This window comes from Rhizobium sp. L51/94, assembly GCF_019355555.1.
In the GTDB taxonomy this organism is placed as follows: Bacteria; Pseudomonadota; Alphaproteobacteria; order Rhizobiales; family Rhizobiaceae; genus Rhizobium; species Rhizobium rhododendri.
In genome coordinates, this window is the sequence record NZ_CP072141.1 from 2,196,933 (window position 1) to 2,215,321 (window position 18,389).

At 60.2% G+C, this 18,389-nt stretch carries 16 protein-coding genes; 13 read left to right on the plus strand and 3 right to left on the minus strand.

Features of this window, described 5'->3' with window-relative positions; all coding sequences use genetic code 11:
* The first annotated feature begins 46 nt into the window (after positions 1–46).
* The 7 genes from J5274_RS10800 to J5274_RS10830 all read left to right on the plus strand — a co-directional run bounded on the left by J5274_RS10800 (position 47) and on the right by J5274_RS10830 (position 6,393).
* Positions 47–1,330: an O-acetylhomoserine aminocarboxypropyltransferase gene (locus J5274_RS10800; protein WP_142829514.1), complete on the plus strand. Its 1,284-nt coding sequence runs from the start codon at positions 47–49 to the stop codon at positions 1,328–1,330.
* Positions 1,331–1,456: 126 nt separating this feature from the next.
* Positions 1,457–1,801 carry a cupin domain-containing protein gene (locus J5274_RS10805; protein WP_142829512.1) on the plus strand — a complete coding sequence of 115 codons (345 nt, stop codon included), beginning with the start codon at positions 1,457–1,459 and terminating at the stop codon, positions 1,799–1,801.
* A gap of 301 nt (positions 1,802–2,102) precedes the next feature.
* Positions 2,103–3,128 (plus strand): phosphate ABC transporter substrate-binding protein PstS, encoded by a 1,026-nt coding sequence (gene pstS / locus J5274_RS10810; RefSeq protein ID WP_142829510.1) that lies wholly within the window; start codon positions 2,103–2,105, stop codon positions 3,126–3,128.
* A 76-nt stretch (positions 3,129–3,204) separates the two neighbouring features.
* Entirely contained in the window at positions 3,205–4,176 is a 972-nt protein-coding gene (pstC, locus tag J5274_RS10815; RefSeq protein ID WP_142829508.1) for a phosphate ABC transporter permease subunit PstC, read from the plus strand.
* An 11-nt stretch (positions 4,177–4,187) separates the two neighbouring features.
* Complete coding sequence (pstA, locus tag J5274_RS10820) at positions 4,188–5,039, plus strand: phosphate ABC transporter permease PstA (RefSeq protein WP_142829506.1); 852 nt, start codon at positions 4,188–4,190, stop codon at positions 5,037–5,039.
* A gap of 29 nt (positions 5,040–5,068) precedes the next feature.
* Positions 5,069–5,905 (plus strand): phosphate ABC transporter ATP-binding protein PstB, encoded by an 837-nt coding sequence (gene pstB / locus J5274_RS10825; RefSeq protein WP_142829504.1) that lies wholly within the window; start codon positions 5,069–5,071, stop codon positions 5,903–5,905.
* Between the two features lie 161 nt (positions 5,906–6,066).
* The gene (locus J5274_RS10830; protein WP_142829502.1) at positions 6,067–6,393 is read left to right on the plus strand and encodes a hypothetical protein; all 327 of its coding nucleotides are present in this window, start codon (positions 6,067–6,069) and stop codon (positions 6,391–6,393) included.
* A 19-nt stretch (positions 6,394–6,412) separates the two neighbouring features.
* Here J5274_RS10830 and J5274_RS10835 read toward each other — a convergent pair whose 3' ends face one another.
* Both J5274_RS10835 and J5274_RS10840 read right to left on the minus strand, forming a co-directional pair.
* A complete protein-coding gene (locus J5274_RS10835) occupies positions 6,413–7,657 on the minus strand; it encodes a cytochrome P450 (protein ID WP_219274586.1) in 1,245 nt (414 codons plus the stop codon).
* Positions 7,658–7,714: 57 nt separating this feature from the next.
* Entirely contained in the window at positions 7,715–8,968 is a 1,254-nt protein-coding gene (locus J5274_RS10840) for a GGDEF domain-containing protein (protein ID WP_219274587.1), read from the minus strand.
* A 376-nt stretch (positions 8,969–9,344) separates the two neighbouring features.
* Here J5274_RS10840 and clpP point away from each other — a divergent pair, with 376 nt between their 5' ends.
* The 4 genes from clpP (at position 9,345) to J5274_RS10860 (ending at position 14,871) form a co-directional block, all read left to right on the plus strand.
* The gene (clpP, locus tag J5274_RS10845) at positions 9,345–9,977 is read left to right on the plus strand and encodes an ATP-dependent Clp endopeptidase proteolytic subunit ClpP (RefSeq protein WP_111220561.1); all 633 of its coding nucleotides are present in this window, start codon (positions 9,345–9,347) and stop codon (positions 9,975–9,977) included.
* A 303-nt stretch (positions 9,978–10,280) separates the two neighbouring features.
* The gene (clpX, locus tag J5274_RS10850; RefSeq protein WP_111220562.1) at positions 10,281–11,558 is read left to right on the plus strand and encodes an ATP-dependent Clp protease ATP-binding subunit ClpX; all 1,278 of its coding nucleotides are present in this window, start codon (positions 10,281–10,283) and stop codon (positions 11,556–11,558) included.
* Between the two features lie 410 nt (positions 11,559–11,968).
* A complete protein-coding gene (lon, locus tag J5274_RS10855) occupies positions 11,969–14,389 on the plus strand; it encodes an endopeptidase La (RefSeq protein ID WP_142829496.1) in 2,421 nt (806 codons plus the stop codon).
* A gap of 206 nt (positions 14,390–14,595) precedes the next feature.
* The gene (locus J5274_RS10860) at positions 14,596–14,871 is read left to right on the plus strand and encodes an HU family DNA-binding protein (RefSeq protein WP_111220564.1); all 276 of its coding nucleotides are present in this window, start codon (positions 14,596–14,598) and stop codon (positions 14,869–14,871) included.
* A gap of 83 nt (positions 14,872–14,954) precedes the next feature.
* Here the strand turns inward: J5274_RS10860 and J5274_RS10865 are convergent, their stop codons facing one another.
* On the minus strand, positions 14,955–15,941 hold the full coding sequence (locus J5274_RS10865; protein WP_142829494.1) for an aldo/keto reductase: 987 nt from the start codon (positions 15,939–15,941) through the stop codon (positions 14,955–14,957).
* 210 nt (positions 15,942–16,151) lie between these two features.
* Here J5274_RS10865 and J5274_RS10870 point away from each other — a divergent pair, with 210 nt between their 5' ends.
* Complete coding sequence (locus tag J5274_RS10870) at positions 16,152–17,021, plus strand: aldose 1-epimerase family protein (RefSeq protein ID WP_142829492.1); 870 nt, start codon at positions 16,152–16,154, stop codon at positions 17,019–17,021.
* A gap of 121 nt (positions 17,022–17,142) precedes the next feature.
* A complete protein-coding gene (locus tag J5274_RS10875) occupies positions 17,143–18,387 on the plus strand; it encodes a DNA repair exonuclease (RefSeq protein ID WP_142829490.1) in 1,245 nt (414 codons plus the stop codon).
* Positions 18,388–18,389: the final 2 nt, after the last annotated feature.

An 18,389-nucleotide genomic window follows, 5' to 3' on the forward strand; every position in this document is an offset into this window, starting at 1 on the left:
CGCCGTCGCGCTATGGTCGTCCGTGAGATATTGAGGGAGGACTACCATGGCGACCACCAATCCGGGCTTCGACACGCTGGCAATTCATGCAGGCGCACAGCCCGATCCGACGACCGGCGCCCGCGCGACGCCGATCTACCAGACGACCGCCTATGTCTTCAGCGACGCGGATGCCGCAGCCGCCCTGTTCGGGCTGCAGCAGTTCGGAAACATCTACACCCGCATCATGAACCCGACCCAGGCCGTGCTCGAGGAGCGCGTCGCGGCACTCGAAGGCGGCACGGCGGCGCTGGCGGTAGCATCGGGCCATGCGGCTCAGCTTCTGGTGTTCCACACCATCATGCAGCCGGGCGATAATTTCGTTGCGGCAAGCAAGCTTTACGGCGGTTCGATCAACCAGTTCGGTCATGCCTTCAAGAATTACGGCTGGCAGGCGCGCTGGGCCGATCCGCTGGAGCCCGAGAGTTTCGAGAGCCAGATCGACGATCGTACCCGCGCAATCTTCATCGAGAGCCTTGCCAATCCGGCCGGCACCTTCATCGACATTGCTGCCATCGCCGCCGTCGCCCACCGCCACGGCCTGCCGCTGATCGTCGATAACACGCTGGCAAGCCCCTATCTGATCCGCCCCCTCGAACACGGCGCCGATATCGTCGTGCATTCGCTGACCAAGTTCATGGGTGGCCACGGCAATTCGATGGGCGGCGTCATCGTCGACGGCGGCACCTTCGACTGGTCCGCATCCGGCAACTATCCGATGCTGTCGGCGCCGCGCCCCGAATATAACGGCATGGTGCTGCATGCGACCTTCGGCAATTTTGCCTTCGCCATCGCCTGCCGCGTCCTTGGGCTGCGCGATCTCGGTCCGTCCATCGCCCCGTTTAATGCCTTCCTGATCCTCACCGGCATCGAGACGCTGCCGCTCCGCATGCAGCGCCATTGCGACAACGCGCTTGAAGTCGCGGGGTGGCTGAAGCGACACCCCAAGGTCGCCTGGGTCAAGTATGCCGGTCTTGCCGACGATCCCAACCATGCCTTGCAGCAACGCTATTCGCCTAAGGGCGCCGGCGCCGTCTTCACCTTCGGCCTGAAGAACGGCTACGAGGCGGGAAAGACCTTTGTCGAGAGCCTGACGCTGTTCTCGCATCTCGCCAATGTCGGAGACACCCGCTCGCTTGTCATCCACCCCGCGTCCACCACCCACAAGCAACTGAGCGACGACCAAAAGACAGCCGCAGGTGCCGGCCCCGACGTCGTCCGCCTCTCCGTGGGAATCGAGGACGTGAAGGATATCATCGCGGATCTGGAGCAGGCGTTGTCGAAGGTTTAGGAGCAGCCATCGCCATCGGAAACTGCCCTGCCGTAGAGCAGGGCAGTTCCAATCCGCCATTATCCACTCTCGACGCTCTTGTGCTACAGGCAGGGCCTGTCACCAAGATCAGATGCGAGACTTCCGATGACCAATGCCATCCTTTTCGACGCTACAGCCATCGCTCCTGAATTCGGCGTGCCTGCTGCCGATCGCGTGCTTTCCGGCAACCCCCAGTTTCGGACATGGAGCCTCGACGAGGCCGAGGGTGGCATTTACGCCGGCATATGGGAGGCGACTCCCGGATCGTGGCGCATCGTCTATGAGGAGTGGGAATACTTTTCCATTCTGTCGGGATACTCCATCGTGACAGAGGATGGCGGCGAGGCGCATCATCTTCGCGCAGGCGACCGCATGGTCTTGAAACCCGGCTTCAGCGGAAGCTGGGAAGTGATTGAAACGACTCGCAAGGATTATGTCGTGCGGCTTTAGGCGAGGGCGCAGGCTCCGGGCTGGCCGTTGCGCTCGACGACGATGGCCTTGCTCCCGTGACGAGCGGCAGTTGCTGTCTGCCCAGCCCCATTGGCGCGGTCTGCATTCTCGATCCATGCGGCCGCACACGCCCTGAAAACCGTGTCATTTGGCCATCATCAAACTGTCATCAAACTGAAACATTGCAACTATAGAGCCATCCATGTCGCCGGAAGTGGCGGCCGTGATGGATCGATGGACGGTCCGTTTGTGGCTCCCTTCCGCCCGCCATCCGATCATCACTCAAGGAAGTGAGACCCTTATGTTGAATTTGAAAATCCGCACCCTCTGCCTGAGCGCAGGCCTGGTCGTCACCATGACGGCTTCGGCCATAGCTGCCGACATCACCGGCGCTGGTTCGAGCTTCATCGCTCCGGTTCTGTCCAAGTGGGCCGAGGGTTACAAGGCTGCAACCAACAACTCCGTCAACTACCAGTCGGTTGGTTCGGGCGCCGGCATCAAGCAGCTCCTCGACAAGACCATCATCTTCGGCGCTTCGGACAAGCCGATGAGCGACGCAGATCTCGAGAAGAACGGCATTGCCCAGTTCCCGATGATCTCCGGCGGCATCGTCGTTTCCTATAACGTCGAAGGCGTAAAGCCGGGCGAACTCATTCTCGACGGCACGACGCTCGCCGACATCTTCCTCGGCAAGATTGCCAAGTGGGACGATGCTGCGATCAAGGCTCTCAACCCCAACGTAAAGCTGCCTTCCACGGCGATCTCCGTCGTTTACCGCGCTGACAGCTCTGGCACGACCTTCAACTTCACCGACTACCTCTCGAAGGTTTCACCGGATTGGAAGTCGAAAGTTGGTTCCAACACGGCTGTTGAATGGCCGGTCGGCTTCGGCGCCAAGGGTTCGGAAGGCGTTTCCACAACCGTCAACCAGACGGCTGGTTCGATCTCCTACGTTGAATACTCGTATGTCGTCGCCAACCACATCGGTTTCGCGAAGATGAAGAATTCCGCCGGCAAGGTTATCGAGCCTAGCCTGGAAACCTTCAAGGCTGCTGCTTCGAACGCCGATTGGGCACATGCCAAGAACTTCAACCTGATCCTCACAAACCAGCCGGGTGAAAACAGCTGGCCGATTGCAGCGTCTACCTGGGTCATGCTTTACAAGAAGCCTGCCGATCCTGCTGCAAACGCAGAAGCCCTGAAGTTCTTCAAGTGGGCCTACGAGAAGGGCCAGAAGTCGGCGACCGACATGTCCTACCTTGCTGTTCCGGAATCGGTTGCCAAGGTCGTGGAAGAGTCCTGGAAGAAAGACTTCGGCACCAAGTAATCTGTGCTGACTGAAAAACGAGCGGCGGACAGGGTATTGCCCTGTCCGCCTTTAATGACAGGACAAGGAGAAAGCGATGGCTGATGCGACTCAGACGGCTGGATTCCAGACCATGGAAACCTCCGCCGTCACCAGAAAATTCCGGACGCAGGATCGGATTTTCTATTTCATGACGCTCAGCTCGGCTTCTTTTGTCGTGCTTCTGCTGCTGGCAATCCTGACCGTTCTGGTCGTGGATGCCTTGCCAACATTCCAGGCCTTCGGTTTCTCGTTCCTCTGGGGCACAAGGTGGAGCGCTCCCCTGGAGATTTACGGAGCGGTGCCCGCCCTGGTCGGCACGCTGGTGAGTTCGCTCATCGCGATGCTGATTGCAGTTCCGCTGGGCATTGGTATCGCCATCTTCCTGACCGAGCTTTGCCCCGGCAGCCTGCGGCGCCCGATCAGCACCGCCATTGAGCTCTTGGCCGGCGTTCCCTCGATCATCTACGGCATCGTCGGTCTGTTCATGATCGTGCCGCTGATGCAGACTTATGTCCTCCCATTCCTCATGAACACCGTTGGCCAGGTGCCGCTGATCGGGTCGCTCTTCCAGCCACCTGCACCGGGCGTCGGCCTTTTGACGGCAAGCCTCGTGCTGGCCATCATGATCCTGCCGTTCATCACGGCGATTGCCCGCGACGTCTTCACCACCGTGCCGCCGATGCTGCGTGAATCCGCGTACGGCATGGGCATGAGCACCTGGGAAGTGGCGCGCAACATCCTGATACCCTACACACGCCGCGGTCTCGTCGGCGGCATCATGCTCGGCCTTGGGCGTGCGCTCGGCGAAACCATGGCCGTCACCTTCGTTGTCGGCTCCGTCAGCCGCCTGCAGTCGTCGATCATCTCGCCGTCGACCACCATTTCCGCCCAGATCGCCAATAATTTCGGCGACGCCGACGGTCTGCAATTTTCGAGCCTGATGGCACTCGGCCTGCTCCTGTTCGTCCTTTCCTTCTGCGTGCTTGCAGTGGCGAGATGGATGATCGGCCGCGTCGACTCGTTTTGAGGAAGAAAGCCATGGAAAACGCAATTCGTCAGAGGATCATCTCGCGCCGCCATATGACGAACCAGGTCATGATGGCCTTGTCGTTTCTCGCTGCCATCCTCGGCATACTGTTCCTGAGCGTCATCCTCGTGACCTTGGTTTATCGAGGTGTCACGGCACTCAGCCTCGACGTGTTTACGATGTCGATCCCGGCCCAGGGCTCGCGCGGCGGCCTGCTGAACGCCATATACGGTACCTTCATCGTGACCGGTCTGGCGACCCTGCTGGCAGCACCGATCGGCATTCTTGCCGGCACCTACCTGGTAGAATTCGCCAACGGCAGCAAGCTTGCCGAGGTCGCCAAGTTCATCAACGACATCCTGCTCTCCGCACCCTCGATCATCATCGGCGTGTTCGTCTACGGTGTCGTGGTCGTGCCGATGCATGGGAACTCCGCCATCGCCGGCATCCTTGCATTGGCGCTCATCGCGCTCCCGGTCATCAACCGCACGACGCAGGACATGCTTCTGCTGGTGCCGAACTCGCTTCGTGAAGCAACGGCGGCCCTTGGCGCGCCACGCTGGAAAGCGATGACGACTGTGATATACAAGTCTGCCTGGTCGGGCATCCTGACGGGCATCCTGCTGGCCGTTGCCCGTATCAGTGGTGAGACCGCGCCGCTGCTGTTTACGGCCGGCTATAGCAAGTTCATGCAGGGGGGACTGACCGGTCCGATCGCCACGCTGCCGGTTGCCATCAACACGCTGGCCGCTGATGCCGGTGAGGATCTGAAGCAATTGGCCTGGGCAGGCGCGCTGATCATCACTGTCGCCATTCTGGCCCTCAATATCATTGCCCGTTTTCTGAGTGGGCGCCGCCAGTGACGCAGCCGCCGAACGATAGGAATAAGACCATGAACATGAGCGACAACAATTTCCTGAGCGTTAACGCACAGTCGGGCAAGGGCGCAGTCTCCGCTTCGGATATTGGTGACCTTCCGAAGCTCGATGTGAAGAACCTCGATTTCACCTATCAGAACGGCCATCGCGTTCTGAAGGGTGTGAACATGAGCATCAGCAAGAATGCCGTGACGGCGTTCATCGGTCCTTCGGGCTGCGGAAAGTCCACGCTGCTGCGCACCTTCAACCGCATGTATGATCTTTATCCGGGCCAGACGGCTTCTGGGGAGATCCTGCTGGACGGTCGCAACATACTCAGCAAGGACGTCGATCTGAACGATCTGCGTGCCAAGGTCGGCATGGTGTTCCAGAAGCCGACGCCGTTCCCGATGTCGATCTATGAAAACGTCGCTTTTGGCATTCGTCTCTATGAGAAGATTTCCAAGGCGGAGATGGATGCGCGCGTCGAACAGGCGCTGACCGTCACGGCGCTGTGGGGCGAAGTGAAGGACAAGCTGCACCAGAGCGGCCTCGGGCTTTCCGGCGGCCAGCAGCAGCGTCTCTGCATCGCCCGCGCCATCGCCGTGAAACCATCCGTCCTGCTGTTGGACGAACCGACATCGGCACTCGATCCGATCTCGACTGCCAAGATCGAGGAACTGGTTGCGCAATTGAAGGGCGATTTCACCATCGTCATCGTCACGCACAACATGCAGCAGGCCAGCCGTATCTCCGACAAGACCGCCTTCATGTATCTCGGCGACCTGATCGAATACGGCGCCACCGACCAGATCTTCCAGGCGCCGAAGAACAAGCGTACCGAAGACTACATCACCGGCCGCTACGGCTGATATTTGCCTTTATCGTATTGCAGATGGCGCTCCGCAAGGGGCGCCATTTTTGTTTGGATTTTGCAGCCAGTCGTCGACCACTGTGCACTCGCCCTCGAAAATGCTGCAGGTTGCATTTCAGTCGTGCTGCGTTATCATCTATGTAAAGTGGGATCATGGTAATGGTAGAAGACAATATCGACCTGGGGTTGATCGCCAAACTCGTTCAGAAGAACAACGATGAGATGCGCGGTCTTCGCAGAGAGGTGGCCGACATCCGGACACTATGCGTTCAAACATACGATTATCTGAACCGCAGCGATAGGCGTTACATGGAGCTACGCGACGATCTCGAGTTGATGATCAAAATGGAGGTAGGCGGCGCGATAACGCACGTCCACTCTGTCTTGGAGAACTCCCTGGTGCGTATCGAGGGAAAGATCGCCGATGTTTCTGTAAAAGTGGACGATCTCTCGGGCAGGATCTTCGCAGCCGAAAATAAACATTAGCTGATAGCTAAAATCCCGCTCACCAGCGCAAATCCAGCCGCTCCAGCCCATGGAAATGGTAGACGTCCTTGACCACCGGCGTCTTTGCCAGCCGCAATCCCGGCAGCCGCTCGAACAGGATCGGCAGTGCGATATTGAGCTCGAGGCGGGCAAGCGGTGCACCGATGCAAAAATGGATACCGGCGCCGAAGGAGAGGTTGGGCGCTTCGCGGCGGTCGGGCTTGAATGTCAGCGGGTCGGAGAACTTTTTCGGGTCAAGGTTGGCGGCAGCAAGGATAATCGCCACCTTGTCGCCGCGCTGGAAGGTGACGCCATCGATTTCGGCAGTCTCCAGTGCCCAGCGCTGGAAGATGTGCACCGGCGCGCAGAGTCTGAGTGTTTCCTCGACGGTGCGCTCGGTCGCGGCTTCGTCGGCAAACAGCGTCTCCGGGGGCAGCCCGCATTCGAGGATCACACGAACCGAATTGCCGATCTGATGGACGGTTGCCTCGTGGCCGGCGTTGAGGAGCACAATCGTCGTCGACACCAGTTCCTCGTCGGTGAGATACTGGCCCTTGTGCTCCGTGGTGATCATGTGGCTCAGCAGGTCGTCGCGGGGCTCGGCGCGCCGCTCCCGGATCACCGATCTGACATAGTCGGCAAATTCCTTTGCGGCCGTGTCTGCGGCATCTTCGTCTGCACGCGTCCTGCCAAACATGTACATGCGCACATAGGCATGCGACCATTTCAGCAGCTGCGGCCCCATCTCGTCGGGAATGCCGATCATCCGGGCGATCATCGTCACCGGAATGATGTCGGCAAAGGCCGTGAGCAGCTCTACTTCGCCGTTTCCCGCAAAATTGTCTATCAGCCCGTTTGCCAGTTCTGCAATTTCCGGCTTCATCTTCTCGACGTGGCGCGACACGAAGGCCCGATTGATCAGCGTCCGCAGTCGCGTGTGCTCCGGGGGCTCTATCTCCAGCAGCGAATGCAGCTCGGCGGCGTCGAAGTTGCGCAGATGGGGCAGCGGTTCGGCGAGACCGATCTCGGCACGGCTCGCGACGTGCAGGATCTGGCGGCCGAAGCGACGATCCCGCAAAAGAGCGTTCACGTGATCGTAGCCAGTGACCGTCCAGAGCTTCTGCTCCTCCCAATAGAAGGTCGGACACTGCTCGTGCAGCGCCGCATAGACGGCGTTCGGATTGCTATAGAATGCGGGATCTTTGCCATCGAGAGAAACGTGGCGGGTAGCAGGATCGATACGGAGCATGGGAGGGATCATCATGATACTGGCATTAGCCCAAACCGGCGTGCACGGGAAGCGCGTCGGCGCCCCTTTATCCTAGTTTCGCGCCAGTGTGCCGATCCGTTGCAGCGCCTGGATCTGGTCGTCGACCGTAGGCACCAGTTCGCCGGCTTCCTGTTCGCTGGACGCGCTAATTGCGCTTTCGGTGGCAGCCTCGCTGAAGACCACGGTGCAATTGCGTCCCGCTCGCTTGGCGGCGTAAAGCGCCCGGTCCGCAGCCCCGGTGAGCTTGTCCCAGTCTGCGGCCTCGGCAGTCGCGAGTGCCACGCCGACGCTGACGCTGGCATTGACGGCAGCTCCCTCGATCTGCAAAGGCACCCTGCAAAATTCGCTGCGGATCGTTTCCGCCACCGCTTCGGCCTCCGTCTGGTCTGTCACGGTGATGAAAGCCATGAATTCCTCGCCGCCCATGCGACCGAGGGCGCCGCCGCGCGGAAGGCACTTTCGAGTGATGGTGACGAATTCGCACAGCACCTGGTCGCCGGTTTGGTGGCCATAGCGGTCGTTGATGCTCTTGAAGTGATCGAGATCGAACAGCAGGGCGGCAATCCGCCGAGACGGCGACGTCGTCTCGCGTCGGAGCAGCCCGAAGAATTCCAGCAGCCCGCGCCGGTTGAAGGCCGAGGTCAGCGAATCGTTCAGCGACAATGCGCGCCAGCGTCGCTGCGACCGCTGGACCAGCACATGGCCGGTCAGCGCGACAGCGATCGTGATCAGCAATGCGTTCACCACTACCGTAACTGTGCGGTAGGTGACGGCCGTCTCTGGCGAGGGCCGGAAAACGACTGCCGAGAGTGCAATGACGAAGCACAGGGAGGCGAGCGTCATCAGCACGAAAGCCAGCGGCATGCGGGCCGCCTCGGGGCGGCTGGTCGCCGGACGGACGGCCGCGGCAAGGAGAGTTGCGCTGGCAGCGCTTGCCAGCAGGAAAAGGACAACGCGGTTGGCGAGATCGTCATGCACCCAGGGAAGACTGATGCCGATCAGCCATATGGCCGGCGGCAGCAACGCGGTCCATTCCGGCCGGCGCTTGTCGAACAGGCTGAAGCCGGCGATCCAGGCGCTCTGGCCGAGGAAGGTGAGTACGTTGCCGAGATCGATTGTGAGAACATTGGGCATCACGCCCTGCAGGCTGATCAGCGCGTAGCCGACTGCGCGCAGGGCGAAGCCGATGGACCAGAGCAGGTAGAAGGACGATCTGCGGTCGCTGCGCCAGGCGAAAAACAAGACTACGGCAAGCGTCGTCGCTTCCGAACACCAGATCGTCAATCCCGTCGTGATATTGAACACAGGCTGCGCAACTCCATCTCGCGCAGTACCATGCCGCAAGAAACTGGCCAGCCGGTTAACGCGGACCGCAAATTACGCCCATCGGTCGTGGAATCGCGGCACGGTTGCGTCAATACGGAGGCCTGGGATCGAACATTCATCGTTTCTTCACTCTGCCACGTCGAAAAGCTGTGGGCGGCCTCTGGCGTAACGCCGCCTTAATAGCCATCTGTGACAAACAGCCGTAACTGCAGCCTGAACTTCATTCGCATCCGCTTCTTGACGTTATCCTCTGGCGCGTCTTGAAGTACAGGGCGGTGACACTCTATGTAGGGGTGACGATTTTATTCGATTCCCGGTATTTCGCCGCCGGGTGCAAGTTTGACAGAGGACGCACATGAGAAATCCAGTCGATACCGCAATGGCTCTGGTCCCCATGGTTGTGGAGCAGACCAATCGGGGCGAACGGTCCTACGACATTTATTCGCGCCTTCTGAAAGAGCGCATCATCTTCATGACGGGTCAGGTCGAAGATCATATGGCGACGCTTGTCTGCGCGCAGCTGTTGTTCCTCGAGGCTGAGAACCCGAAGAAGGAGATTGCGATCTATATCAATTCTCCGGGCGGCGTCGTGACTGCCGGCATGGCAATCTATGACACCATGCAGTTCATCAAGCCGGCCGTATCGACCCTGTGCATCGGTCAGGCGGCATCGATGGGCTCGCTGCTGCTGGCGGCAGGGCATAAGGACATGCGCTTCACCACGCCGAATTCCCGCATCATGGTTCACCAGCCCTCCGGCGGTTTCCAAGGGCAGGCATCGGACATCGAGCGCCACGCCCGCGACATCATCAAGATGAAGCGCCGCCTGAACGAGATCTATGAAAAGCATTGCGGCCGCACCTATGAGGAAGTCGAGCAGACACTCGATCGCGACCACTTCATGACCGCCGAAGAGGCAAAGGACTGGGGTCTGGTCGACAAAGTCCTGACGTCGCGCGCCGAAATGGAATCAGACGCCGAAGCGTGATTATTCGCGGGGCGGTGTCTTCTAAGCCACAGTTCTATCCCATTTGTGATCAACGAGGGGGTTTCAACTGCGGTAGAAGAAGCTAATAGTAGGCTTTAACGCTATGTTTTGATTTTATGACATAGCGTTCGGATTCGACGGGGAATTCGTTGCCGCCGTGGCCCGTGCAGTGTGCGGACCACGTTCAGTACCCCTAGGAGCGCCTGAACCGGCTAAGCTCCAGTCCATGGAGTGGCGCAGGCGAGCGCAGAGAGTGGACCGCCATTTCGATTTGGAAATGCGGCGTGCTGGAAGGAAAGTGATATGAGCAAAGTCAGCGGCAGCAACGGCGGTGACTCCAAGAACACCCTGTATTGTTCTTTCTGCGGCAAGAGCCAGCACGAAGTCCGGAAGCTTATCGCCGGACCGACGGTCTTCATCTGCGATGAATGCGTCGAGTTGTGCATGGACATCATCCGCGAGGAAAACAAATCCTCGATGGTCAAGTCCCGCGACGGCGTTCCCACGCCCCAGGACATCATAAAGGTCCTCGACGAATACGTGATTGGCCAGCGCCAGGCAAAGAAGATCCTCTCTGTCGCCGTCCACAACCACTACAAGCGGCTGGCGCATTCTTCGAAGAATGGCGACATCGAATTGGCAAAGTCGAACATCCTGCTCGTTGGCCCGACGGGTTGCGGCAAGACTTACCTTGCCCAGACGCTCGCCCGGATCATCGACGTGCCCTTCACCATGGCTGATGCCACGACGCTGACGGAAGCCGGCTATGTCGGTGAAGACGTCGAGAACATCATCCTGAAGCTTCTGCAGGCTGCCGACTACAACGTCGAGCGCGCCCAGCGCGGCATCGTGTATATCGACGAAGTCGACAAGATCTCGCGCAAGTCCGACAACCCGTCGATCACCCGCGATGTATCGGGCGAGGGCGTGCAGCAGGCACTGCTGAAGATCATGGAAGGCACTGTCGCTTCCGTGCCTCCCCAGGGCGGTCGCAAGCATCCCCAGCAGGAGTTCTTGCAGGTCGACACGACCAATATCCTGTTCATCTGCGGCGGTGCGTTTGCCGGTCTCGACAAGATCATCTCTGCGCGTGGCGAGAAGACCTCTATCGGCTTCGGCGCTTCGGTCAAGTCGCAGGACGATCGCCGCGTCGGTGAAGTGCTCCGCGAACTCGAGCCGGAAGACCTGGTCAAGTTCGGCCTGATCCCGGAATTCATCGGCCGCCTGCCTGTCTTGGCGACGTTGGAAGACCTGGACGCCGATGCGCTGATCCAGATCCTGTCCGAGCCCAAGAACGCGCTGGTGAAGCAGTATCAGCGGCTGTTCGAGATGGAAGACGTGGAACTCAACTTCCACGAGGACGCTCTTCGCGAAATCGCCCGCCGGGCAATCACGCGAAAGACCGGCGCTCGTGGCCTGCGGTCGATCATGGAGAAGATCCTTCTCGACACGATGTTCGATCTGCCGGCACTCGAAGGTGTTCGCGAAGTTGTGATTTCAGACGAAGTCGTGCGCGGCTCCGCCCGGCCGTTGTACATCTATGCTGATCGTCCCGATGAGAAGGCCAATGTGTCGGCCTGATGTCTGACGCAATAGTGCAGCAATCTTAAGGGGCTCGTCGGTGACGGGCTCCTTTCTGTTTGAAATACCATGCAGTTTGCTGTTAGACTTTCGAATATGGTGGTCACTGATCCGGCGTAGTCGTTGCACTTGAGATCACCGGCGGCCATGATGGCGTGATTCTTCGAGCGTTCTCGCATCAGCCATTCCGTTCCGTACCGGTGGACATGGCAGGGAGGCGAGGCGCCGGACGAGCCCGATTTGTTTTGCGTTGATCGTTGTAATAAGCCTGTCACATCTGCCACGGCCGGCAGGCGGCATGGCTTGAAATTGCCAAGGTGAAACTCCACTTCTACATCAAGTGAGAGAGGCCGGCGCACTGAATACTGCCGGCGCTTATCCCGGAAACGGGACGATGGAAAGGAATTGAAATGTCGAAGAAAACGTCTGCTGCACACGAGAGCACCGCTTATCCGGTACTTCCGTTGCGCGATATCGTGGTCTTCCCGCACATGATCGTGCCGCTGTTCGTCGGTCGCGAAAAGTCGATCCGCGCTCTGGAAGAAGTCATGGGTTCCGACAAGCAGATCATGCTCGTCACCCAGATCAACGCCAGCGACGACGACCCCGCGCCGGAAGCCATTCATAAGATCGGTACGATCGCCAACGTGCTGCAGTTGCTGAAGTTGCCAGACGGAACCGTCAAGGTTCTCGTCGAAGGCCGCTCGCGCGCCGAGATCGATAACTACACCAATCGCGAAGACTTCTACGAGGCCATGGGCCACGCTCTCGAAGAGCCGGTCGAAGATCAGGTAGAGCTTGAAGCGCTGAGCCGCTCGGTCGTTTCCGAGTTCGAAAGCTACGTAAAGCTCAACAAGAAGATCTCGCCGGAAGTCGTTGGCGCTGCTAGTCAGATCGAGGATTACTCGAAGCTGGCCGACACCGTCGCTTCGCACCTTTCGATCAAGATCACCGAAAAGCAGGAGATGCTGGAAACCACCAGCGTCAAGGGCCGCCTGGAAAAGGCGCTCGGCTTCATGGAAGGCGAGATTTCGGTCCTGCAGGTCGAAAAGCGTATCCGCTCGCGCGTCAAGCGCCAGATGGAGAAGACCCAGCGCGAGTACTATCTGAACGAACAGATGAAGGCGATCCAGAAGGAACTCGGCGACGGCGAGGAAGGCCGCGACGAGATGGCCGAGCTGGAAGAGCGCATCAACAAGACCAAGCTTTCCAAGGAAGGCAAGGAGAAGGCCGATGCCGAGCTGAAGAAGCTGCGGCAGATGAGCCCGATGTCGGCGGAAGCCACCGTCGTGCGCAACTATCTCGACTGGCTGCTCGGCATTCCGTGGAACAAGAAGTCCAAGGTCAAGACCGATCTCGCTGCTGCCGAGAAAATCCTCGAGGACGACCACTTCGGTCTCGACAAGGTCAAGGAGCGCATCGTCGAGTATCTCGCCGTGCAGGCCCGTTCCTCCAAGCTGAAGGGACCGATCCTCTGCCTCGTCGGTCCTCCCGGCGTCGGCAAGACATCGCTTGCCCAGTCGATCGCCAAGGCGACCGGCCGCGAGTATGTCCGTATGGCACTCGGCGGCGTGCGCGACGAGGCCGAGATCCGCGGTCACCGCCGCACTTATATCGGCTCGATGCCCGGCAAGGTCATCCAGTCGATGAAGAAGGCCAAGAAGTCCAACCCGCTCTTCCTGCTCGATGAAATCGACAAGATGGGCCAGGATTTCCGCGGCGATCCATCTTCGGCTCTGCTGGAGGTGCTCGATCCGGCGCAGAACGGCACATTCCAGGACCACTATCTGGAAGTCGAATACGATCTTTCGGACGTGATGTTCATCACCACGGCCAATACGCTGAACATCCCTGCGCCTTTGATGGACCGCATGGAAGTGATCCGTATTGCCGGCTACACGGAGGACGAAAAGCGGGAAATTGCCAAGCGGCACCTGCTGCCGAAGGCTATCAAGGAACATGCGTTGCAGCCGCACGAATTCTCGGTCAGCGACGATGCCCTGATGGCGATCAGCCAGCAGTACACCCGCGAGGCCGGCGTTCGCAGCTTCGAGCGTGAATTGATGAAGCTCGCCCGCAAGGCGGTCACCGAGATCATCAAGGGCAAGGCAACCTCTGTTGCCGTGACCGCAGACAATATCGACCAGTATCTGGGCGTTCCCCGCTTCCGCCATGGCGAAGCCGAGCGCGAGGATCAGGTCGGCGTTGTGACCGGTCTGGCATGGACGGAAGTCGGTGGCGAGTTGCTGACGATTGAAGGCGTGATGATGCCAGGCAAGGGCCGCATGACGGTCACCGGCAATCTGAAGGAAGTGATGAAGGAATCGATCTCGGCAGCGGCGTCCTACGTCCGTTCGCGAGCCGTCGATTTCGGTATCGAGCCGCCGCGCTTCGACAAGTCGGACATCCACGTCCACGTTCCGGAAGCGGCAACGCCGAAGGACGGTCCGTCTGCAGGCGTCGCTATGGCCACCGCCATCGTGTCGATCATGACCGGCATCCCCGTCAACAAGGATGTGGCCATGACCGGTGAGATCACGCTGCGCGGTCGCGTTCTGCCGATTGGCGGCCTGAAGGAAAAGCTGCTCGCTGCCCTTCGCGGCGGTATCAAGACGGTGCTTATCCCGGAAGAAAACGCCAAGGACCTGGCGGAGATCCCGGACAACGTCAAGAACGGCATGGAGATCATTCCGGTGTCGCGCATGGGCGAGGTGATCAAGCATGCGCTGATCCGCCAGCCTGTGGCTATCGAGTGGGATGGATCGATCGAAACGCCGCTAATTGCGACCGTCGAAGGCGTCGATGACTTCGGCAATGCGATTGCGCATTGATGTTGGCTTTTGCCATACTTGTGCCGAATTGACATAATTCACCAAAAAGGCCGGCTTAATCGCCGGCCTTTTCTGTGAAAACAACGCAGGAATGCTTGCTTTTCCTTGCTTTGCAGGGCTTTTGGGTTGCGACGGGCCAGAGCTTACGTATTCTGCGCCCGGCTTAAACGATTGAGTCGTTTCATACCGAAGAAAGGGTTGGAAACATGAACAAGAATGAACTCGTGTCTGCTGTGTCCGAGAAAGCCGGCATCACCAAGGCTGATGCAGCATCCGCTGTTGACGCTGTTTTTGAGGTTGTGCAGGGCGCACTGAAGAGCGGTGGCGACGTTCGTCTCGCCGGTTTCGGTAGCTTCACCGTTTCTCACCGTGCAGCGTCCAAGGGTCGTAACCCGTCGACCGGCGCTGAAGTCGACATTCCGGCTCGCAACGTGCCGAAGTTCACGCCCGGCAAGGGCCTGAAGGAATCCGTTAACAGCTGATTTCGCTTTGCCGGCCGGATCATGGCGATCCATGCTGGCGGCGCTTGTAAAGAGGGTCCGGTTTTTGCCGGACCCTTTTTCGTTTACCAGCGCTGATGCACGTGCGGTGCGACGAGCCTGTCGTAGACGTCGCGCGTGGCCGCCATGACGTCGGCCGATAGCGGCGCCAGATCGGCTGCGGCGGCATTTGCCTTCGCCTGCTCGCCGTTTCTAGCGCCCGGAATGACCACCGTCACGGCGTCGCTCATGAGGATCCAGCGCAGCGCGAAGGCCGCCATGGTCGTTCCCTCCGGCACCAGCTTGCGGACCTCCTCGACAGCCTGCAGCCCGACTTCGAACGGCACGCCGGCAAAGGTCTCGCCGACATCGAAGGCCTCGCCGTTGCGGTTGAACTTGCGGTGGTCGTCGTCAGCGAATGCGGTGGCGGAGTTGATCTTGCCGGAGAGCAGGCCGCTTGCCAGCGGCACGCGGGCGATGACGGCAACATTCTTGCGTCGTGCCTCTGCGAAAAACAGGTCGGACGGCCGCTGGCGGAAAATATTGTAGATGATCTGGATGCTGACGACGCCCGGGAATTCGATCGCCTTCAGGGCTTCTTCGACCTTTTCGACGCTGACGCCATATCCCTTGATCTTGCCCGCCGTCTGCATGGCGCCGAGGGCCTCGAAGACCTCAGGCCGATATAGGACTTCCGTCGGCGGGCAATGCAGTTGCACCAGATCGAGGCTGTCGACGCCAAGGTTGTTCAAGCTCCGGTCGACAAAGGCCTCGATGTTGGCCTTGGTGTAGCCGTCCGCAACATGCGGATCGAGCCGCCGGCCGGCCTTGGTAGCGACCATCGGCCGCTCGCCGCTACGCGTCTTCAGCACTTCGGCGATGATTTTTTCCGAGCGGCCGTCGCCATAGACGTCAGCAGTATCGATGAAGGTCATGCCGGCATCGAGCGCTGCGTTCAATGCGGCCCGCCCATCGGCCTCGCTGACGTCGCCCCAGGCGCCGCCGATCTGCCAGGCGCCGAAACCGACGTCGCTGACGATGAATGGTGTGCGGCCGAATGCGTGATATCTCATGGTATTCCTCCTCCAGTGGGGTGGGTGTCGGCGTAGCAGGCGGCTCGGTTTGCAGCAAGCGCACCTCGTGTACGACCGGGACGCAGATAGAGGCGGGCTGCAGCGCGGCAACCAACGTCGTGGTCGGCGCCGGTAAATTCGTCTCCTCGCTGGAAATCCCGAGGCCGCCCCGGTAAGCTCCATCTCGACTCGAAGTCATGAGGATCCGCCATGCCGACGCCCATTCGCCTCTCCAACGAATTCCTCACAGTCGACATTTCGTCTCTCGGCGCTGAAATGCAGGCGCTGACATCAGCCGATGGGCGTTCCTATCTCTGGAATGGCGATGCCGCGTTCTGGACCGGCCGCTCGCCGATCCTGTTTCCGATCGTCGGCAGGGCTCCTGACGACCAGCTGACGATCGATGGCAAGACCTATCCCATGGGGCAGCACGGCTTTGCCCGGCGCAGCGAGTTTGTCCTCGCAGCATCGACCGCGACCATGAGCCGGCACGAACTTGCAGCCTCGGCAGAAACGCGAGCGGTCTACCCCTTTGAATTCCGGCTCGCCGTCGAGCATCGGATCGCGGGGCGGGCGGTGACGGTTGCTGCCGAAGTCAGCAATCTCGGCAACACGCCGATGCCGTTCGGCCTCGGCTTCCACTCGGCCTTCGTCTGGCCGCTGCCGGGATGCGAAGGAAAGCCACACGGTGTCACCCTCGATAACGGCGCCGAACCGCCGCTGGTGAGGCTCCAGGGCGGTCTCGTGAAGCCCGGCACCCTTCCATCGCCGTTCAAGGCCGGCCACCTGCAGCTCGAACATGCAATGTTCGATGCGGATGCGATGATCTTTCCGGAGGGCGCAGGGCAGGGGCTCACCTATGGCGCGGAAGGCGGGCCACATCTTCGTTTCGCGTTCGAAAATCTCCCGAACCTCGCGCTGTGGTCCAAACCCGGTGCCCCGTTTCTGTGCGTCGAACCCTGGCATGGCACGGCAGCGAAGATCGATGGCTCGAAGGAACTGGCCGACAGGCCATACTCCGAGATCCTCGCTCCTGCGGCAACCGCACGCTTTTCGTTCACGGTCGAAATCCCGGCATAGGCAGCGTGCTGGCGGCAAGCCGTTAATGCTGGATAACCCCGGGACGAGCGACCCGTCGCCATAGCATTCGCTGCCGAAGACGCTTAAAAAAGGCGCTCGACGCCTTTGCTGTCTGGAGCGCATGTCCGCATTCACCTTCATCCACGCCGCCGACCTCCATCTTGGCAGTCCCTTCCAGGGGCTGGCACTGAAGGATGCCGACATTGCAGCTGTGTTCGTCGATGCCAGCCGTAAGGCCTTCTCGACGCTGGTCGATCGTGCGGTCGAGCGCAGGGTGGATTTCTTCGTCATCGCCGGTGACGTCTATGACGGCGACTGGAAGGACAACAAGATCGGGTTGTTCTTCAACCGCGAGATGGCGCGGCTGGAGCGGGCTGGAATCCCCGTCTATCTGCTGAAAGGCAACCACGACGCCGAAAGCGTCATCACCCGGACGATCACGCTGCCCGACAACGTCCACCAGTTCCCGACCGGAAAACCCGGCACTTTCAAGCTGGAGGCCTTGAAAGTCGCGCTGCACGGGCAGGGCTTCGCCGACCGCTCGGCAACCGACAACCTGGCGCTCGGTTATCCGGCCGCGGTCCCCGGCTGGTTCAACATCGGCGTGCTGCACACCTCGCTGACCGGCCGCGAGCCGCATGCCAACTATGCCCCTTGTTCGCTCGACGACCTGCGCTCGCGCGGCTACGACTACTGGGCGCTCGGCCATGTTCACGAATATGAGTTGCTGGCTGAAAACCCGGCGATCATGTTTCCCGGCAACCTGCAGGGGCGAAGCATCCGCGAATGCGGCCCAAAGGGCGCGCTGCTGGTGAGTGTCGAGGATGGTATCGCCACCCACACCCGGATCATCGTCGATGAGGCGCGCTTCGGCGAACTCGCCGTCCTCGTCGATGTCGATGACGATCAACCGGCGATCCTGCGTCGTATCCAGCAGGCAGTCGAGCCGCTGGTCGAGGCTATGGAGGAACGCATCCTGGCCCTGCGCATCCGGCTTTCTGGCGAAAGCCACGTCCGCAAGGCGATCATTGCCCGCCGCCAGGATTTTCACGACGAAGTACAGGCAGCCTGCCATCGTGCGCACGCCGACATCTGGTTGGAGAAGCTTGAGATCAGGCTTGAGGATCCGGCAGGTCGCGCTGTCACCGCCAGCGCGACTGCCGGGCTGGACCTGGACGCCTTGATCCCGCCGGCGTCAGACTTGCCGCCGGCCGTGATCTCGGAGGCTGAGGCCCGTCTATCGGAAATCGTCGCCAAGCTGCCGGGCGGTCTCGGCGCCCAGGAACAGCCGCTGGACGTCGATCTGCAATCGCTGCTGGCCGAAGCCCGCGACCTGCTGGTTGCCCGGTCCGGAGGGGCGGTCTAGCC